The sequence below is a fragment of the Olsenella phocaeensis genome, from assembly GCF_900120385.1.
Lineage (GTDB): Bacteria > Actinomycetota > Coriobacteriia > Coriobacteriales > Atopobiaceae > Olsenella_I > Olsenella_I phocaeensis.
Map to the genome: position 1 here is coordinate 1,564,915 of NZ_LT635494.1, position 15,108 is coordinate 1,580,022.

The following is a 15,108-nucleotide window of genomic DNA, read 5'->3' on the forward strand; positions in this document are numbered from 1 at the left end:
GAGCGCGTCCAGCGTGAGGTCGGACTTGGGCCGCGCGATCCGGGTGAGCGCCACCTCGAGTACGAGCCTCTGGTTGGTGGCGGTCCTCATCTCCCTCGAGGCGTCCCCCATGATGCCGAGCGCGCGCGACAGTCGGTCCGGCGACCCGAAGGCAGCCGCCTCCTCGTCCAGAGCGCGCAGCTCGTCCTCCGGCAGGTCGACGACTCCGGGCCTCGCCCCGACGGCGGCGACCACATAGCAGTCGCGCAGTCGCGCGGCCAGCTCGCGGGAGAACTGCAGCAGGTCTCGCCCGGCGTCAACCAGAGTCGCCACCTCGCCAAAGAGCGCGGCGACGTCACGCCTTGCCAATGCGAGCGAGGTCTGCGCGAGCTGCGCACCCGACACCTCGCCCAGGAGGTCGCGCGCCGCCTCGGCCGAGACCTGTCCCCCGCCGAAGACCGAGAGCTGCTCCAGGGTGGAGAGCGCGTCTCGCATGCCCCCACGGGCGTGACGGACGACCAGCTCGAGGGCAGCCGGGTCGTAGCCGAAGCCCTCCTGCTGGCACACCTTCTGGAGCTGGTGCAGGATGTCCTCGTGGGCGATGGCATGGAAGTCGAAGCGCTGGACGCGACTCAGGATGGTGGCGGGAATCTTCTGCGGGTCGGTGGTGCAGAGCACGAAGACCACGTGGCTGGGGGGCTCCTCGAGGGTCTTGAGCAGCGCGTTGAACGCCGTCGTCGTGAGCATGTGGACCTCGTCGATGATGTAGAGCTTGTAGCGGCCACGGACCGGCGCGTAGCCGACGCTGTTGATGATCTCCTCGCGCACGTTGTCGACGCCGGTGCGTGAGGCCGCGTCGAGCTCGTAGACGTCGGGATGCTTCCCGGCCGCGATGAGCCTGCACTGCTCGCAGCTGCCATCGGGCAGCTGGCCTGCGCCCCTCTCGCACATGAGCGCCTTGGCGAGCAGGCGGGCCATGGTGGTCTTGCCCGTCCCGCGCGGGCCGCAGAAGAGGTAGGCGTGGCTCTGCCTGCCCTCGAGCACCGCGCGCTCCAGGGTGCCCACCACATGCTGCTGCCCCACCACGTCCGCAAAGGTCTGCGGGCGATACTTTCTATACAGGGATTCCATCTGACCTCCGCGCCTCTTGTCCGAGCCACAAGTATAGCCGCGCGGGGGCACGGTCATGTATGCCCCGGCCCGCGCGGGCGCCCCCGACTGCAGCGGCCCGCATTGAAGGCCCCGGAGCCTGTCTCTTATCCACCTCTNACGACTTGCGCCCCCCTCCCGCGTTCTCTATGCCTCCTCCTGACGTTCTCTATGCCTTCTCATGAAACTGCTGTCGTTCTCTATGCCGATTGCTGAAACGCACGCCGTTCTCTATGCCTTCTCCTGAACTCGACCAAAATCTACCTGGGCTTTTGTCGAACAGCTTCAGGAAAATGCATAGAGAACGCAGGGGCGAGAGGAGCGCGATGACTTGGGTGCTGCGCAAGAGGACATGCGATGACCCACCTCGCGGCCGGCGCGATCCAGGGCACTGCCCCGTGGCGCGAGCGACACAGGCCCCTACCTCGCGGCCGGCGCGACACAGGCCCCTACCTCGCGGCCGGCGCGATCCAGAACTTGAGCAGGGGGAAGCTCACCACCACGGCAAGGAGCGTGTTCACCACCGACGCCACCGTTGCCGCAAGCCCGCTGGACAGCCCCAGCGAATTGACGCAGAAGTCCTGCACGTAGCCCGGAAGCACGAGGTTCACGACCACGATCAGCACGGCCAGCACGGCGTACTTGGGACCAGACTGTGCGAAGTCCGCGTCAGACCTGAAGACCAACCTCATCTGGACGAAGAAGTTCACCACCTGGGCGGCCACCTCGGCGACCAGGAAGGTGACAAAGGCGCCAAGTCCGCCGCCCGAAGACGGGTAGTTGAAGATGAGGAAGTGGAACTCGGTCGTGAGGCCAGCGAACACCGCTGTCCCCACCCAGGTGCAGGCGAAGCGCGTGGCCGTGGAGATATTGGACAGCAGGTTGAACAGGATGAACTGCCAGAGGCCCTCGTTCTTCCTCGTCCATTCCCCGAAGCCCATGAGCACGTCCCCTCTCGTCCGTCCACTCCGCTTGCGCCAGCTTACTTCCTCTTTTCGCCGACGGCCGCGCCGCTAGGTGACTTCCCTTACCAGCCGACCGGCTTGAACCGCATTGCGAACCATGTTCGCGACGATGCCCACCAGCATGCGAAGCAGCCCGATGACCCAAAACCCCTTCGCCTCCATCACCAGGCCGTCGACGGCGGCCATGGAGAAGACCCCTCCGGCGTTCTTGGCAAGCGCCCTCAGGGGCATGTTCCAGATGAACAGCACGTTGAGGTTCGGCGCGCCGCGGCGCTCCCCCGCCCTGCGCAGGAGGTTGAGAATGGACCAGAGCAGCCAAAGGAGCGGGCTGCGCCCGTGGATGAGGTCGCAGAAGCAGGTATTACGATCGATGGTGGCGCGCTCCTGCGGAATCGGTCGTCCGAGAAGCGCCACGAACTCTGCGTCAGTGACCTCCTTGACCCTGCCCGTCTCGTAGGAACGCAGGTCAAGGCCCTCATAGGGATTCTTGGCACCCGTTCCCGCAAGCTCGACCTGCGCCCTCAGGCGAATGTCCTCGCAGGAGGCTCCCACGCGCAGCTCGTAGACGCCCCCCTCGATCTCCCAGGACCCGGTCCCCACGTCGAAGTATCGGAAGGCCTTGTCATCCAGGGCAATGGTCACGCCCTTGGTCTCGCCAGGTTCCAGGAAGACCTTGGCGAAGCCCTTGAGCTCCTGCTCCGGACGGAACACCTCCCGCTTCGGCTTTGACACGTAGAGCTGCACGACCTCTGCGCCAGCGCGTCTGCCGACGTTGGTGACGCTCAGGGTCACGACGTCCGCGGCAACCCTGGGCCGGGAGTACTCGAAGCGGGTGTACGAGAGGCCGTAGCCGAAGGGGAAGGCAACGGGCACGCCCGCGGTCTGGTAGTAGCGGTAGCCGACGTAGGGCCCCTCGCGATATGCGGCGACGTGACCCCCTGCGGGGAAGGTCTTGGCGGTCGGCGTGTCCGCGAGGCGCCTCGCCCAGCTCTCGGACAACTTTCCCGAGGGGTTCACGCGACCGCAGACCACGTCCAGCGCCGCGCTTGCCCCGGCCTGGCCCCCCAGGCAGAGGTAGGCGAGCGCGCGGGTGTCGTCCGCCCAGTCGCACTCGACCGGGGCGCCACCCACAAGCAGCACCACGACGTTGGGGTTCGCCGACGAAAGCCGCCGGAGCAGCTCCACCTGGTTCTGATTGACACGCATGTCGTCACGGTCCATGCCCTCGGACTCGGCCAGCTCGTCCAGCCCCATGCAAAGCAGGACGACCTCGGCCCGACGCGCGAGGTCGATAGCCGCGGCGGCCTTGGCGTCATCCTTGCCACCATGGCGCTCGTACCCCGGCTCGAAGCCCACGAGCTCGAGGCCGGAGCACCCGACGCACCCGAGCAGCGTATCAAGCCTGGTGGGGTTCACCAGGCTCGAGCCCGCGCCCTGGTAGCGAGGGACGCTTGCGAAGTCGCCGACGAGCGCGACCCTCGTGCCCGTGGCAAGGGGCAGGATGGGTCCGCCTTGTTCCGTGGCCTCGTTCTTGAGGAGCACGATGGAGCTGGCGGCGACGTCACGTGCGATGGCATGATGGCCCTCGACGTCGAGGGCGTCATCAGCCGAGGCGGTTGCGACGCAGGTGGGCAGAATGACGCCAAGGGCCTCCCTTGCGCGCTCGTCCACGACCGACTCCTCCAAGCGGCCGTCTCGCACGGCGGCGGCGAGCTCCCGCACGGGCGAGAGGCCAGGGTCGGGCATCTCGAAGGTCGATCCCGCGCGCACGCCCGCGACGTGGTCGTTGGAGCCGCCCCAGTCGGTGACCACCGCCCCGTCAAAGCCCCACTCGCCACGAAGGACGTCGGTGAGAAGCCTGACGCTCTCGTTGGCGTAGGTGCCGTTGACGAGGTTGTACGAGCTCATGATGCACTTGGGGCCACTCTCGCGCACCACGATCTCGAACGCCGTGAGGTAGAGCTCGCGCAGGGTGCGCTCGTCGAGGACGGAGTCCGACGCCTGCCGCCTCGTCTCCTGGCTGTTCGCGGCAAAGTGCTTCGGGCAGGCGGCGACGCCGGTCGACTGGATGCCGCGCACGTAGGCCGCAGCCATCTTGCCGGCGAGGTAGGGGTCCTCGGAGAAGTACTCGAAGTCGCGGCCGCAGAGGGGACTCCGCTTGATGCAGAGCCCGGGTCCCAGCACCACGTTCACCCCCTGGGCCAGACACTCCTCGCCCAGGGCGCGGCCAAGGGCCTCTCCCATGCCCGGGTCCCAGCTGTTGGCGACGGTGGCCGCCGTGGGGAAGCACGTTGCGGGCCTGCTGCCACCTATGCCCAGGTGATTGGCTCCCTCCGCCTGGAGGCGCAAGCCATGGGGGCCATCCGAGAATTGCATGGCGGGGATGCCGTATCGAGGCATGGCACGCGTGGNCCGAAGGGGAAGGCAACGGGCACGCCCGCGGTCTGGTAGTAGCGGTAGCCGACGTAGGGCCCCTCGCGATATGCGGCGACGTGACCCCCTGCGGGGAAGGTCTTGGCGGTCGGCGTGTCCGCGAGGCGCCTCGCCCAGCTCTCGGACAACTTTCCCGAGGGGTTCACGCGACCGCAGACCACGTCCAGCGCCGCGCTTGCCCCGGCCTGGCCCCCCAGGCAGAGGTAGGCGAGCGCGCGGGTGTCGTCCGCCCAGTCGCACTCGACCGGTGCGCCACCCACAAGCAGCACCACGACGTTGGGGTTCGCCGACGAAAGCCGACGGAGCAGCTCCACCTGGTTCTGATTGACACGCATGTCGTCACGGTCCATGCCCTCGGACTCGGCCAGCTCGTCCAGCCCCATGCAAAGCAGGACGACCTCGGCCCGACGCGCGAGGTCGATAGCCGCGGCGGCCTTGGCGTCATCCTTGCCACCATGGCGCTCGTACCCCGGCTCGAAGCCCACGAGCTCGAGGCCGGAGCACCCGACGCACCCGAGCAGCGTATCAAGCCTGGTGGGGTTCACCAGGCTCGAGCCCGCGCCCTGGTAGCGAGGGACGCTTGCGAAGTCGCCGACGAGCGCGACCCTCGTGCCCGTGGCAAGGGGCAGGATGGGTCCGCCTTGTTCCGTGGCCTCGTTCTTGAGGAGCACGATGGAGCTGGCGGCGACGTCACGTGCGATGGCATGATGGCCCTCGACGTCGAGGGCGTCATCAGCCGAGGCGGTTGCGACGCAGGTGGGCAGAATGACGCCAAGGGCCTCCCTTGCGCGCTCGTCCACGACCGACTCCTCCAAGCGGCCGTCTCGCACGGCGGCGGCGAGCTCCCGCACGGGCGAGAGGCCAGGGTCGGGCATCTCGAAGGTCGATCCCGCGCGCACGCCCGCGACGTGGTCGTTGGAGCCGCCCCAGTCGGTGACCACCGCCCCGTCAAAGCCCCACTCGCCACGAAGGACGTCGGTGAGAAGCCTGACGCTCTCGTTGGCGTAGGTGCCGTTGACGAGGTTGTACGAGCTCATGATGCACTTGGGGCCACTCTCGCGCACCACGATCTCGAACGCCGTGAGGTAGAGCTCGCGCAGGGTGCGCTCGTCGAGGACGGAGTCCGACGCCTGCCGCCTCGTCTCCTGGCTGTTCGCGGCAAAGTGCTTCGGGCAGGCGGCGACGCCGGTCGACTGGATGCCGCGCACGTAGGCCGCAGCCATCTTGCCGGCGAGGTAGGGGTCCTCGGAGAAGTACTCGAAGTCGCGGCCGCAGAGGGGACTCCGCTTGATGCAGAGCCCGGGTCCCAGCACCACGTTCACCCCCTGGGCCAGACACTCCTCGCCCAGGGCGCGGCCAAGGGCCTCTCCCATGCCCGGGTCCCAGCTGTTGGCGACGGTGGCCGCCGTGGGGAAGCACGTTGCGGGCCTGCTGCCACCTATGCCCAGGTGATTGGCTCCCTCCGCCTGGAGGCGCAAGCCATGGGGGCCATCCGAGAATTGCATGGCGGGGATGCCGTATCGAGGCATGGCACGCGTGGTGAACGCGGAGCCCCCTGAGAGCAGGGCGCACTTCTGCTCCAACGTCATGCGGCCCAGCGTCTCTTCGATCCTTCGAGCAAGCTCGTCTGATGTGCCCACGCAACCTCCCCGCACAACGGAATCCCCTCTCCCCACGACTTTAGCGGTAGGAGGGAGAAGGCGCGGCGGGTAGGTCGAGATGCCGGCGGACGAGGTCCACACGCCCCACATGGCCGGCCGAGGCAATCGGATGCGGCCCTACGCCGCGTGCCCACCATTGCGGCGGCTGCCCTTGCCCATGCGGCTCCTCACGAGGCCCACCACGGTGGGCACGAGCGAGACCAGGACGATCCCCACGATGAGCAGCTCGAAGTGCCTCTGCACGAAGGGAATGCCGCCGAAGAAGTATCCGAGCAGGGTGAAGAGGGTGGACCAGGTGATGCCGCCCAGCACGTTGAACAGCACGAAGTTGCGCCAGTGCATGCCACCCACGCCCGCCAGGAAGGGCACGAAAGTGCGGATGAAGGGGAAGAAGCGCCCCAGGAAGATGGCGAGGTGCCCCCACTTGTCGAGGAAGGCCTCAGTCTTCTCCACGCGCTCCGGCGTCATGGCCTTCACCTTGCCCGAGGCGATGATGCGACGGCCGAAGAAGTGCCCGATCATGAAGTTGCACTGGTCACCCAGGATTGCCGCCGCCCACACGACCCCCAACAGCCAGACGATGTCGAAGCCGCCGCCGTTGGCGAAGAACCCCGAGGCGAAGAGGAGCGAGTCACCTGGCAGGAAGGGGAAGAAGACCACGCCGGTCTCGATGAAGACGATCAGGAAGACGAAACCGTAGGCGGCGAGCGGACCCATGGCAATCCAGCTGGCGATGGCGGCACGCGGATCGCGCAGCAGCTCGGCGATGAAGCTTACGAAGCCCATGCTATTCTCCCAGTCCTTCGGCGCAAACCCGCAGGAGCGGGTGCCAGCATGTCAGCCAGGGAACGGTGCCCCAGATAACAAAGGCGCTCCCGGTCACGAGGTGGCCATGGAGCGCCCTGGAGCGCGCTCGGCGGGAACGGGTGCCCGCCAGAGGCCCCTTATGGCTGCTGCCTTCCGACCCTGACCAGGTTCGAGGTGTGACGTCACCCGAACCCGCCCAACGCGCTTGCGGGATAACTCTACCAAAGTCGCACGTGAGGCGTGCCGCTCACACCAAACGGCCACGAGCGTGACGACGAGGCCCGGGCCACCCAAGGCAGCCCGGGCCCTCGAAGTCGAGAGGGACGCGCGCCCTAGGCCTTGACGCCGTACCAACCGACGTTCTCGTTGCGCCAGCCGAGCCTGACCAGGCCGTCGCGCTCCCCGGCGTTGACCGTGTAGTGATGCGACCCCGCCTTGGCGTTGGGGTTGTAGAGACGGAAGAGCGCCTGCCCCTTGGCGTCGTCAGAGTACCAGCCTATCCCCTCGTACCTCCAGCCAAGGCTCACGAGCTTGTCCCGCTCGGCCTTGCTCGTGGTGTAGTGGTGGTCGCCGGCGTTCTTGTTGTAGAGGCGGAAGACCGGGGTGCCGGACTTGGTCGGAGCGACCCAGGCCACGCCCTCGTAGCGCCAGCCGGCCCTCACGAGGCCGTCGCGCTCGCCTGTGCTCGCGGTGTAGAAGTGCTCACCGCTGTTGGGATTGTAGAGGCGGTGCATGGCCTGGGCCTGGACGGCCTGCCTGCCGGACTTGGGACTCGGCTTTGGGTTCTGGTTGGGCTTGGGGTCGGCCTTAGGCTTGGCGGCGCCACCGTTATTGGGCTTGCTGGGCTTTGTGGGAGTCTTGCCCTGCTCGCCGCCCTTGCCCTGGGGCTTGGGGTCGGCAGGCTTGCCGGAGTCCTGCTTGGGGTTGGAAGGCTTCGGGTCTGCGGGCTTGCCCCCCCTCGTTCTTGGGCGTCGAGCCCTGACCCTGCGGCTTTTCCTCGGGGACGGGCTTCTCCTCCCCCTTGCTGCGGTAGGTGTCGGCCATGCCGCTGCGCTGGGACTTGATCTGGTCGTTCGTGTACCAGCGGGAGTCCTTGACGGACCACCAGCCACGCTCGTCCGGGGAGCTGGGGAGCTCGTCCAGCACGGCAGGACGGAAGCCCTTCCCCACCTTCCACTCGACCAGGCCGGCGACGTCTCTGAACACATGCAGGGCCTCGGCCACGGCACCCATGTCAACCGCAGAAAGGTCGAGGGCAGAAAGCCGCGAGTCTCCCGCAAACATGGCATCCATGCCCCACAGCTCCGTGCCAAAGGTCTTGGGCAGCCTCAGGTCGGCAAGGGCATAGCACTCGGAGACCAGGGCGTTGGCAACCCTCACGCTCCTGAACTCCAGCGATGAGAGGTCGAGGGACGTCAGCGAAGAGCAGGCGTAGAACATGTGGTCGACACTTTGAACCTTGGAGGTGTCAATGCCGCCCAGCTCGACCGAGAGCAGCTCGGAGCAACCCTCGAAGAGGCTGGCGAGCCTGATGGTCGAGGACGTGTCGAGACAGCTGAGGTCCGCGATCTTGAGTCCCTTGAGGTTGAGGAGCTCGCTCGAGTCCTCTGGTGCCTTGACGCCGGACCTGATGCTTATGGCGACGACCCTCTTGGTCACGTTTTCAGGAATCGCGTGGACCGATTCCATCACGCCAGAGACGCCGTCGGTCGGAAAGACCACGAGCTCCCCCCGTCGTCCAACGTGTAGGAGCAGCCCTCGCCAAAGGTTCCCTCGACCGTCTTCGCCACGACGGACGTGGGAAGGAGGATGGAAGCGGCCAGCGCGAAGGCCGCGATGACGGACGCCAGAAGCACTCGGCCCACGTCCTTGATGTGTAGCCCTGTCGTCCGCCTTGCGGGATTCGGGGGCATGCCCATGTCCCTCTCCTGTCTGTTGTAGATTCTGACGTTCATTCAATAGTTCCGAACCGGATATAAAACCGTGGGGGAGCCGGCAGAGAGCATATTACCTGGGCAAACACTCGACACAATACCGCTGGGCGGATGCGCGCAGTTGTGGATATTTCTCCATGAGCGAGAAGGGCGCGCGGTCGTCGCGGATGGCTCTTCCCGCACAAGCAGGGGCGGGTCCCGCAAGCTGCGAGGCCCGCCCCGAAGAGACGACTTGGCGAGAGGCTACCCTGCCTTCACGCCATACCAGCCGATGCCCTCGCTCCTCCAGCCGAGCTTGACGAGGGCGTCATGCTCGCCCTGGCTCGTCGTGTAGTGGTGGGAGCCAGACGTGGCGTTGGGGTTGTAGAGGCGCAACAGGGGCTCTCCCTGGGCGTCGTCGGAGTACCAGCCGATGCCCTCGTCCCTCCAGCCGAGGACCACGAGCGCGTCCCTCTCGTCCTTGCTGGCGGTGTAGTGGTGGTCGCCCGCGTTGGAGTTGTAGACGCGGTAGACCGGGGTCCCGGACTTGACGGGGGCGGTCCAGCCCCTGCCCTCGTAGCGCCAGCCGGCCGAGACGACCTGCACGCACTCGTCGAAGCTCGCGGTGTAGAAGTGCTCGCCGCTGTTGGGGTTGTAGAGGCGGTACATGGTCCCGACGGGNGCGTCATGCTCGCCCTGGCTCGTCGTGTAGTGGTGGGAGCCAGACGTGGCGTTGGGGTTGTAGAGGCGCAACAGGGGCTCTCCCTGGGCGTCGTCGGAGTACCAGCCGATGCCCTCGTCCCTCCAGCCGAGGACCACGAGCGCGTCCCTCTCGTCCTTGCTGGCGGTGTAGTGGTGGTCGCCCGCGTTGGAGTTGTAGACGCGGTAGACCGGGGTCCCGGACTTGACGGGGGCGGTCCAGCCCCTGCCCTCGTAGCGCCAGCCGGCCGAGACGACCTGCACGCACTCGTCGAAGCTCGCGGTGTAGAAGTGCTCGCCGCTGTTGGGGTTGTAGAGGCGGTACATGGTCCCGACGGGCTGCTCGACGACGGGCTTGCTCACGGTCACCGTGACGACGTCGGACTCGGCGGTCAGGCCCTCAGCATTGGAGACGACGACCTTGTACTTGGTCTCGCCGACGGTGCTGGTCTGAGGCACATAGGTGTCGGAGCTGCCCACGTTGCTCCAGCTGCTGCCATCCGTTGACTTCATCCACTGGTAGCTCAGGGGCGAGTCCGTGCGGCCGTCTGCCGCGACGGAGAGCGCGACCGCGCCGCTGCCCTGCTCGTAGCTCGCGGACATGGGCTGCTGGGTGATGGTGGGAGGGACCACCTTGGAGGCATAGGACAGCGTGCCGTCGAGGTCGCTGGACTCGAAGGGCTCGGAGAAGTCCCCTGCCTTGACGTAGTCGCGAAGCTCCGTGCGCAGCGCCTGCATCTTCTCGAACACTTGGGTCGAGACGACGTCGAAGGCCTCGTTGGCAAAGTGGCCGCGCTCGCCCTCGGGAAGGGACCGCATGTACTCGTCGACGATGCCGTGCTGGTCGTTGATCTGGGTCTGGACGAGCTTGAGGTAGTCGGCGACGCCGGCGGCGCAGGCCTTGCGGTTGTTGTACGTCAGGGTGTTGATGTCCATCATGACGTAGTCCATGGTGTCGTCGTCCGCATCAGTAAGAGCGGTCTCGACGCTGTCGATGGACTCCTTCTTCCCCACATGGCTCAAATTGATGGTCTCGAAGTTGTCATAGATTCCCGGAACCTCGGTGAGAAGCGCCGAGTAGCTGGGCAGGTAGACGCTGAACTCCGTGCGAGAGAGAGCCTCCCACTGGATGGTGGCGATATCTGGGCTCATCCCCCTGCGAGTCTGGAAGATGTGGGACTCGATTGTCCGGTTGTTCCCAATGGCATAGAGCTTGCTGTTCTCGTTGGCGTTGAACTGCGTGCCCTCGCCGCGGGCCGCAAGGGAACGCTGTGCGTCATAGAGGGAGTAGTCACTGCGACCAGGAGTAAAGAAGAGGAGACGTGCCTCGGGGCTGACACCGCTCACCCTGCCGGAGGTATCGACCTCGAAGGTACCGTCGGTGAGGGGATTGCCGAAGTAGGAGCGACCCTGTGCATAACGCGTGTTCTGACCCGCGCCAGACTCGGTCTCGCCGTAGGAGCTGGCGACGTCCATGCCACCGTCCGCGAAGGTCACGTAGGTGCCGGCCTTCTTTGCGGTCTCCTCGAGGCCCTCCGAATGCAGACATACGCTCTTGTCGGCCAGGTCGACCTTGAACTGCAGGTTGCCCATGTTGGGATTGATTGAAGCAACGTCGTCAGAGATCTTGATGGCGATCCACTGGTGTCCCGAGAGCTGCTGGAAGTTCCAGACCTCGTTGGCGTCGCCAACCCAGATCTGGTTGCAGTCCTGGGCGCCGTACTTGTCCATGACGTCGCCGAGTATCTCCACTCCCTCACGGGCAGTGGCGGCCTCACCGAGCACGACGTCCGCGATGTTGTACTCGCCCAGGCCCTCTTTCGTCTTTGGATCGACCGCTTCGACCTTGCTGTTGAAGTCGGTGGTGAGCGTGGCGGAGCAGGTCACGCCCTTCTCGTTGATGCCCGCTTCGGCATAGGGTGGTGCCAGCTCTCCCCAGTCCGCCTGGGCATCGCGCACGAAGGTGTAGCGGTAGGTCTTCCCCACCGTCCGATTGAAGGCACTCTCTTCCGAGGTGTAGGTCTTGCCATCGGTGGCTTCCTGGACCCCGAAAATCTTCACGTGGCGCGACGCATAGTCTTCTGCGCGGCCGTACAGCACGTCACCCGAGGCGGTGAGCTTGGGACCGATGTAGACCTGAGTGCACGCCAGTGCCTGGACCGGCGTCGCCATGGCAATCGAGGCGGCTGCCATCGAAGCCACGGCGAACCTCTTGAGCAGGTTGCTCCTGTGCATGAGCACGGACTCCCTTCTTCAGCGGTCCCCCGACAGGCCAGGGACCAACCAACTAGACCACTCTTCCGCAGCATAAACGAAACAAAGCTGAAACAGTCATTAACGATTTGCTTCTCCTGCTGAAGGGACAAAAAAGCCCGCCGGACGTGTGCCGGCGGGCCAAGGGAGGACCCTGCGAATATGAAGGGGCGCCCTCTCACCATCGGACATGGAGGCGAGAGGGACGCCCTCGCTGGGCTACTACTTCCTGTGCGCGCGATAGTACGCGATGAGGGCCTTCGTGCTGGCGTCCTGGCCCTGGAGCGCCTCGTCGTCGTGGAAGGCGGGCGTGATCTGCTTGGCGAGCTGCTTGCCCAGCTCGACGCCCCACTGGTCGAAGGAGTCGATGCCCCAGACCGTCCCCTCGACGAAGGTGATGTGCTCGTACAGGGCGATGAGCTCGCCCAGTGCGTGCGGCGTCAGCGCCTCTCCGAAGATCGAGGTCGTGGGACGGTTGCCCGTGAAGCAGCGGGCGGGCACGATCTCTTCGGGCGTGCCCTCGGCGCGCACCTCCTCGGCCGTCTTGCCAAATGCGAGTGCCTTGGTCTGCGCGAGGAAGTTGCCCAGGAAGAGCTCGTGCACGTCCTGGTCCCCGTCCTTGGTGGGGTTGGGGGTGTTGGCGAAGGCGATGAAGTCCGCCGGAATCATGCGGGTGCCCTGGTGGATGAGCTGGTAGAAGGCGTGCTGGCCGTTGGTTCCCGGCTCGCCCCAGAAGATCTCGCCAGTGTCGGAGGTGACGGGGCTCCCGTCCCAGCGCACGCCCTTGCCGTTGGACTCCATGGTGAGCTGCTGCAGGTAGGCCGGGAAGCGGTGCAGGTACTGGTCATAGGGCAGCACCGCGTGGCTTTCCGCACCGAAGAAGTTGACGTACCACACGTTGACGAGGCCCATGAGTGCGACGACGTTCTGCTCGAGCGGGGTCTCGCAGAAGTAGCGGTCGAGGTCGTTGAAGCCCACCAGGAACTCCCTGAAGCGCTCGGGACCGAAGGCGACGATGAGCGAGAGGCCCACCGCGGCGTCCACGGAGTAGCGGCCGCCGACCCAGTTCCAGAAGCCGAAGGCGTTCTGGGGGTCGATGCCGAACTCGGCGACCTTGTCGAGCGCGGTCGAGACGGCCACGAAGTGCTTCGCGATGGCCTCCGCCTCCTGCTCGGGCGAGCCGTCGATGGCCCCGCTGGCACGCAGGCCCTCGAGCATCCAGGCCTTGGCCTCGCGGGCGTTGGTCAGGGTCTCGAGCGTGGTGAAGGTCTTGGAGACGACGATGACCAGGGTGGTCTGGGGGTCCAGCCCGCGGACCTTCTCGGCCATGTCGTTGGGGTCGATGTTGGACACATAGCGCACGCTGATGCCCGCGTCGGCATAGGGGCGCAGGGCCTCGTAGACCATGACCGGGCCCAGGTCTGAGCCGCCGATGCCGATGGAGACGACGTCGGTGATGCGCTTGCCCGTCACGCCCTTCCACTCGCCCGAGCGCACGCGCTCGGCGAAGGCGTACATGCGGTCGAGGACCTCGTGGACGTCAGCCACCACGTCCTGCCCGTCCACGACGAGGCTGCCCTTCTCGGCCTCGGGACGACGGAGCGCGGTGTGCAGGACGGCGCGGTCCTCGGTGGTGTTGATGTGCTCGCCGGCAAACATGGCGGAGCGCCTCTCCTCCAGCCCGACGGCCCTTCCAAGCTTCACGAGGAGTTTGAGCGTCTCGTCGTCCACGAGGTTCTTGGAGAGGTCGAAGTGCAGGTCGTCGAGGTCGAACGAGAGCTTCCTCACGCGCTGGGGGTCGTTCGCGAAGGACTTCTTGAGGCTGAATCCGCTCGCCACAAGCTTGTCGTGGTGCGCCTGGAGGGCCTGCCACTCGGGGGTCTGGGTCGCGTCAATAGGTGCGGGAACGCCTGCCATGTCTGCTCCTTAGGTCGCCATGAGAGAACCCTGGACACACAGCTAGCGTAGCGCAAATGGATGGGCCGGACGTCACGTTTGGCAGATGCTTGGGAACGCCTCACCCCCGTGCCAGCCCGATACGAGGGCGAGAGGGACGAGCTTCCGCCATAGCACCCCCGCCAGGAACCACGAAGCACGCCGTCGCCGACGGCCCTGGGCTAGTACGGCTCACCCAGCGGCGGCAACTTCTTGAGGCGCGCCCACATGAGCTGCTTCTGGCGGCCGTCCCCCAGGGAGGCCGCAAACTCCCCCAGCGCCACCACGTCCGGCGCGAGACCCCGGCGCCCGGGGACAAGATCGTCCTTCTGGGCGGCCGCACCGGCCGGGACGGCATAGGCGGCGCGACGGGCTCGTCCAAGGCACACAACGTCGAGTCGCTGGCAAAGGACGGGGCCGAGGTCCAGAAGGGCAACGCCCCCATCGAGCGCAAGCTCCAGCGCCTCTTCCGCCGCGAGGACGCCTGCCGCCTGATCAAGCGCTGCAACGACTTCGGCGCGGGCGGGGTCTCCGTCGCCATCGGCGAGCTCGCGGACGGCCTCCTGATCGACCTCGACGCGGTCCCCAAGAAGTACGAGGGCCTGGACGGCACCGAGCTCGCCATCAGCGAGTCGCAGGAGCGCATGGCCGTGGCGCTGGCCCCCGGCGACGTCGACGAGTTCATGGGCTATGCCGCGGAGGAGAACCTCGAGGCGACCGTGGTCGCCGAGGTAACCGAGGAGCGCAGGCTCCGCATGGGCTGGCAGGGCCAGACCATCGTGGACGTCAGCCGCGACTTCCTGGACTCCAACGGCGCGGCCAAGCACCAGGTCGTGCACGTCGAGCGCCAGGGCAGCTGGCAGCCCTCCTGGGAGGGCGCCACCACTGAGGAACGCCTGCGCTCCGTCCTGCGCGACCTCAACGTGGCTTCGAACAAGGGGCTTTCCGAGCGCTTCGACTCGACCATCGGCGCGGCGACGGTGCTCATGCCCTTCGGTGGCCGCACCCAGCTCACGCCCAGCATGGCCATGGTCGCCAAGCTCCCCGTCGACGGGCGGACCACCAGCGTGAGCGGCATGGCCTGGGGCTTCAACCCCTACCTCATGAGCGCCAACCAGTTCACGGGAGCGTACCTCTCCGTCGTGGAGTCCCTCTGCCGCCTCGTGGCCGCCGGCCTCAGGAGGCAGGACGCCTACCTCACCTTCCAGGAGTACTTCGAGCGCCTGCGCGACATGCCCGAGCGCTGGGGCAAGCCCGTGGCGGCGCTGCTCGGCGCGCTCATGGCCCAGGCGGACCTCGGCGTCGGGGCCATCG

11 protein-coding genes and 1 other RNA gene are annotated in these 15,108 nt (G+C 66.5%); 1 reads left to right on the top strand and 11 read right to left on the bottom strand.

Translation table 11 applies throughout. From position 1 onward, the window contains the following. The 11 genes from dnaX to pgi all read right to left on the bottom strand — a co-directional run. On the bottom strand, positions 1-1,110 hold a 1,110-nt coding region (gene dnaX / locus BQ7388_RS07670; RefSeq protein ID WP_129583240.1), incomplete at its 3' end, for a DNA polymerase III subunit gamma/tau. A gap of 467 nt (positions 1,111-1,577) precedes the next feature. Next, positions 1,578-2,069 carry a GtrA family protein gene (locus BQ7388_RS07675; RefSeq protein WP_009278335.1) on the bottom strand — a complete coding sequence of 164 codons (492 nt, stop codon included), beginning with the start codon at positions 2,067-2,069 and terminating at the stop codon, positions 1,578-1,580. Between the two features lie 72 nt (positions 2,070-2,141). After that, positions 2,142-4,469: a glycoside hydrolase family 3 C-terminal domain-containing protein gene (locus BQ7388_RS07680; RefSeq protein ID WP_234946897.1), complete on the bottom strand. Its 2,328-nt coding sequence runs from the start codon at positions 4,467-4,469 to the stop codon at positions 2,142-2,144. Beyond that, positions 4,403-6,277, bottom strand: a complete 1,875-nt coding sequence (locus tag BQ7388_RS07685) for a glycoside hydrolase family 3 C-terminal domain-containing protein (protein ID WP_456319913.1) — start codon at positions 6,275-6,277, stop codon at positions 4,403-4,405. Before BQ7388_RS07685 ends, BQ7388_RS07680 begins: the two co-directional genes overlap by 67 nt. A 27-nt stretch (positions 6,278-6,304) precedes the next feature. Continuing rightward, positions 6,305-6,973, bottom strand: coding sequence for a DedA family protein (locus BQ7388_RS07690; protein WP_062531568.1), 669 nt, complete (start codon positions 6,971-6,973; stop codon positions 6,305-6,307). Between the two features lie 124 nt (positions 6,974-7,097). Further along, positions 7,098-7,193: signal recognition particle sRNA small type (gene ffs / locus BQ7388_RS07695), an RNA gene on the bottom strand. A gap of 133 nt (positions 7,194-7,326) precedes the next feature. Beyond that, the gene (locus tag BQ7388_RS07700) at positions 7,327-7,728 is read right to left on the bottom strand and encodes a hypothetical protein (RefSeq protein WP_009278332.1); all 402 of its coding nucleotides are present in this window, start codon (positions 7,726-7,728) and stop codon (positions 7,327-7,329) included. Between the two features lie 94 nt (positions 7,729-7,822). Continuing rightward, positions 7,823-8,653: a BspA family leucine-rich repeat surface protein gene (locus BQ7388_RS07705; RefSeq protein ID WP_159430814.1), complete on the bottom strand. Its 831-nt coding sequence runs from the start codon at positions 8,651-8,653 to the stop codon at positions 7,823-7,825. Between the two features lie 29 nt (positions 8,654-8,682). Then, positions 8,683-8,949: a hypothetical protein gene (locus tag BQ7388_RS07710; protein WP_072500177.1), complete on the bottom strand. Its 267-nt coding sequence runs from the start codon at positions 8,947-8,949 to the stop codon at positions 8,683-8,685. Positions 8,950-9,171: 222 nt separating this feature from the next. Continuing rightward, positions 9,172-11,841 carry a C69 family dipeptidase gene (locus BQ7388_RS12695; RefSeq protein WP_200781449.1) on the bottom strand — a complete coding sequence of 890 codons (2,670 nt, stop codon included), beginning with the start codon at positions 11,839-11,841 and terminating at the stop codon, positions 9,172-9,174. Between the two features lie 240 nt (positions 11,842-12,081). Continuing rightward, positions 12,082-13,776 (bottom strand): glucose-6-phosphate isomerase, encoded by a 1,695-nt coding sequence (gene pgi, locus BQ7388_RS07730; RefSeq protein ID WP_072500178.1) that lies wholly within the window; start codon positions 13,774-13,776, stop codon positions 12,082-12,084. 89 nt (positions 13,777-13,865) lie between these two features. Between pgi and BQ7388_RS07735 the strand changes: the two genes are divergently transcribed. Further along, on the top strand, positions 13,866-15,108 hold a 1,243-nt coding region (locus BQ7388_RS07735; protein WP_234946899.1), incomplete at its 3' end, for an AIR synthase-related protein.

Coding starts and splice junctions, on each gene's coding strand:
- BQ7388_RS07675 (WP_009278335.1), bottom strand. CDS start 2,069: ATGGGCTTCGGGGAATGGACGAGGAAGAACGAGGGCCTCTGGCAGTTC.
- BQ7388_RS07680 (WP_234946897.1), bottom strand. CDS start 4,469: ATGCAATTCTCGGATGGCCCCCATGGCTTGCGCCTCCAGGCGGAGGGA.
- BQ7388_RS07690 (WP_062531568.1), bottom strand. CDS start 6,973: ATGGGCTTCGTAAGCTTCATCGCCGAGCTGCTGCGCGATCCGCGTGCC.
- BQ7388_RS07700 (WP_009278332.1), bottom strand. CDS start 7,728: ATGCACCGCCTCTACAATCCCAACAGCGGTGAGCACTTCTACACCGCG.
- BQ7388_RS07710 (WP_072500177.1), bottom strand. CDS start 8,949: ATGAACGTCAGAATCTACAACAGACAGGAGAGGGACATGGGCATGCCC.
- pgi (WP_072500178.1), bottom strand. CDS start 13,776: ATGGCAGGCGTTCCCGCACCTATTGACGCGACCCAGACCCCCGAGTGG.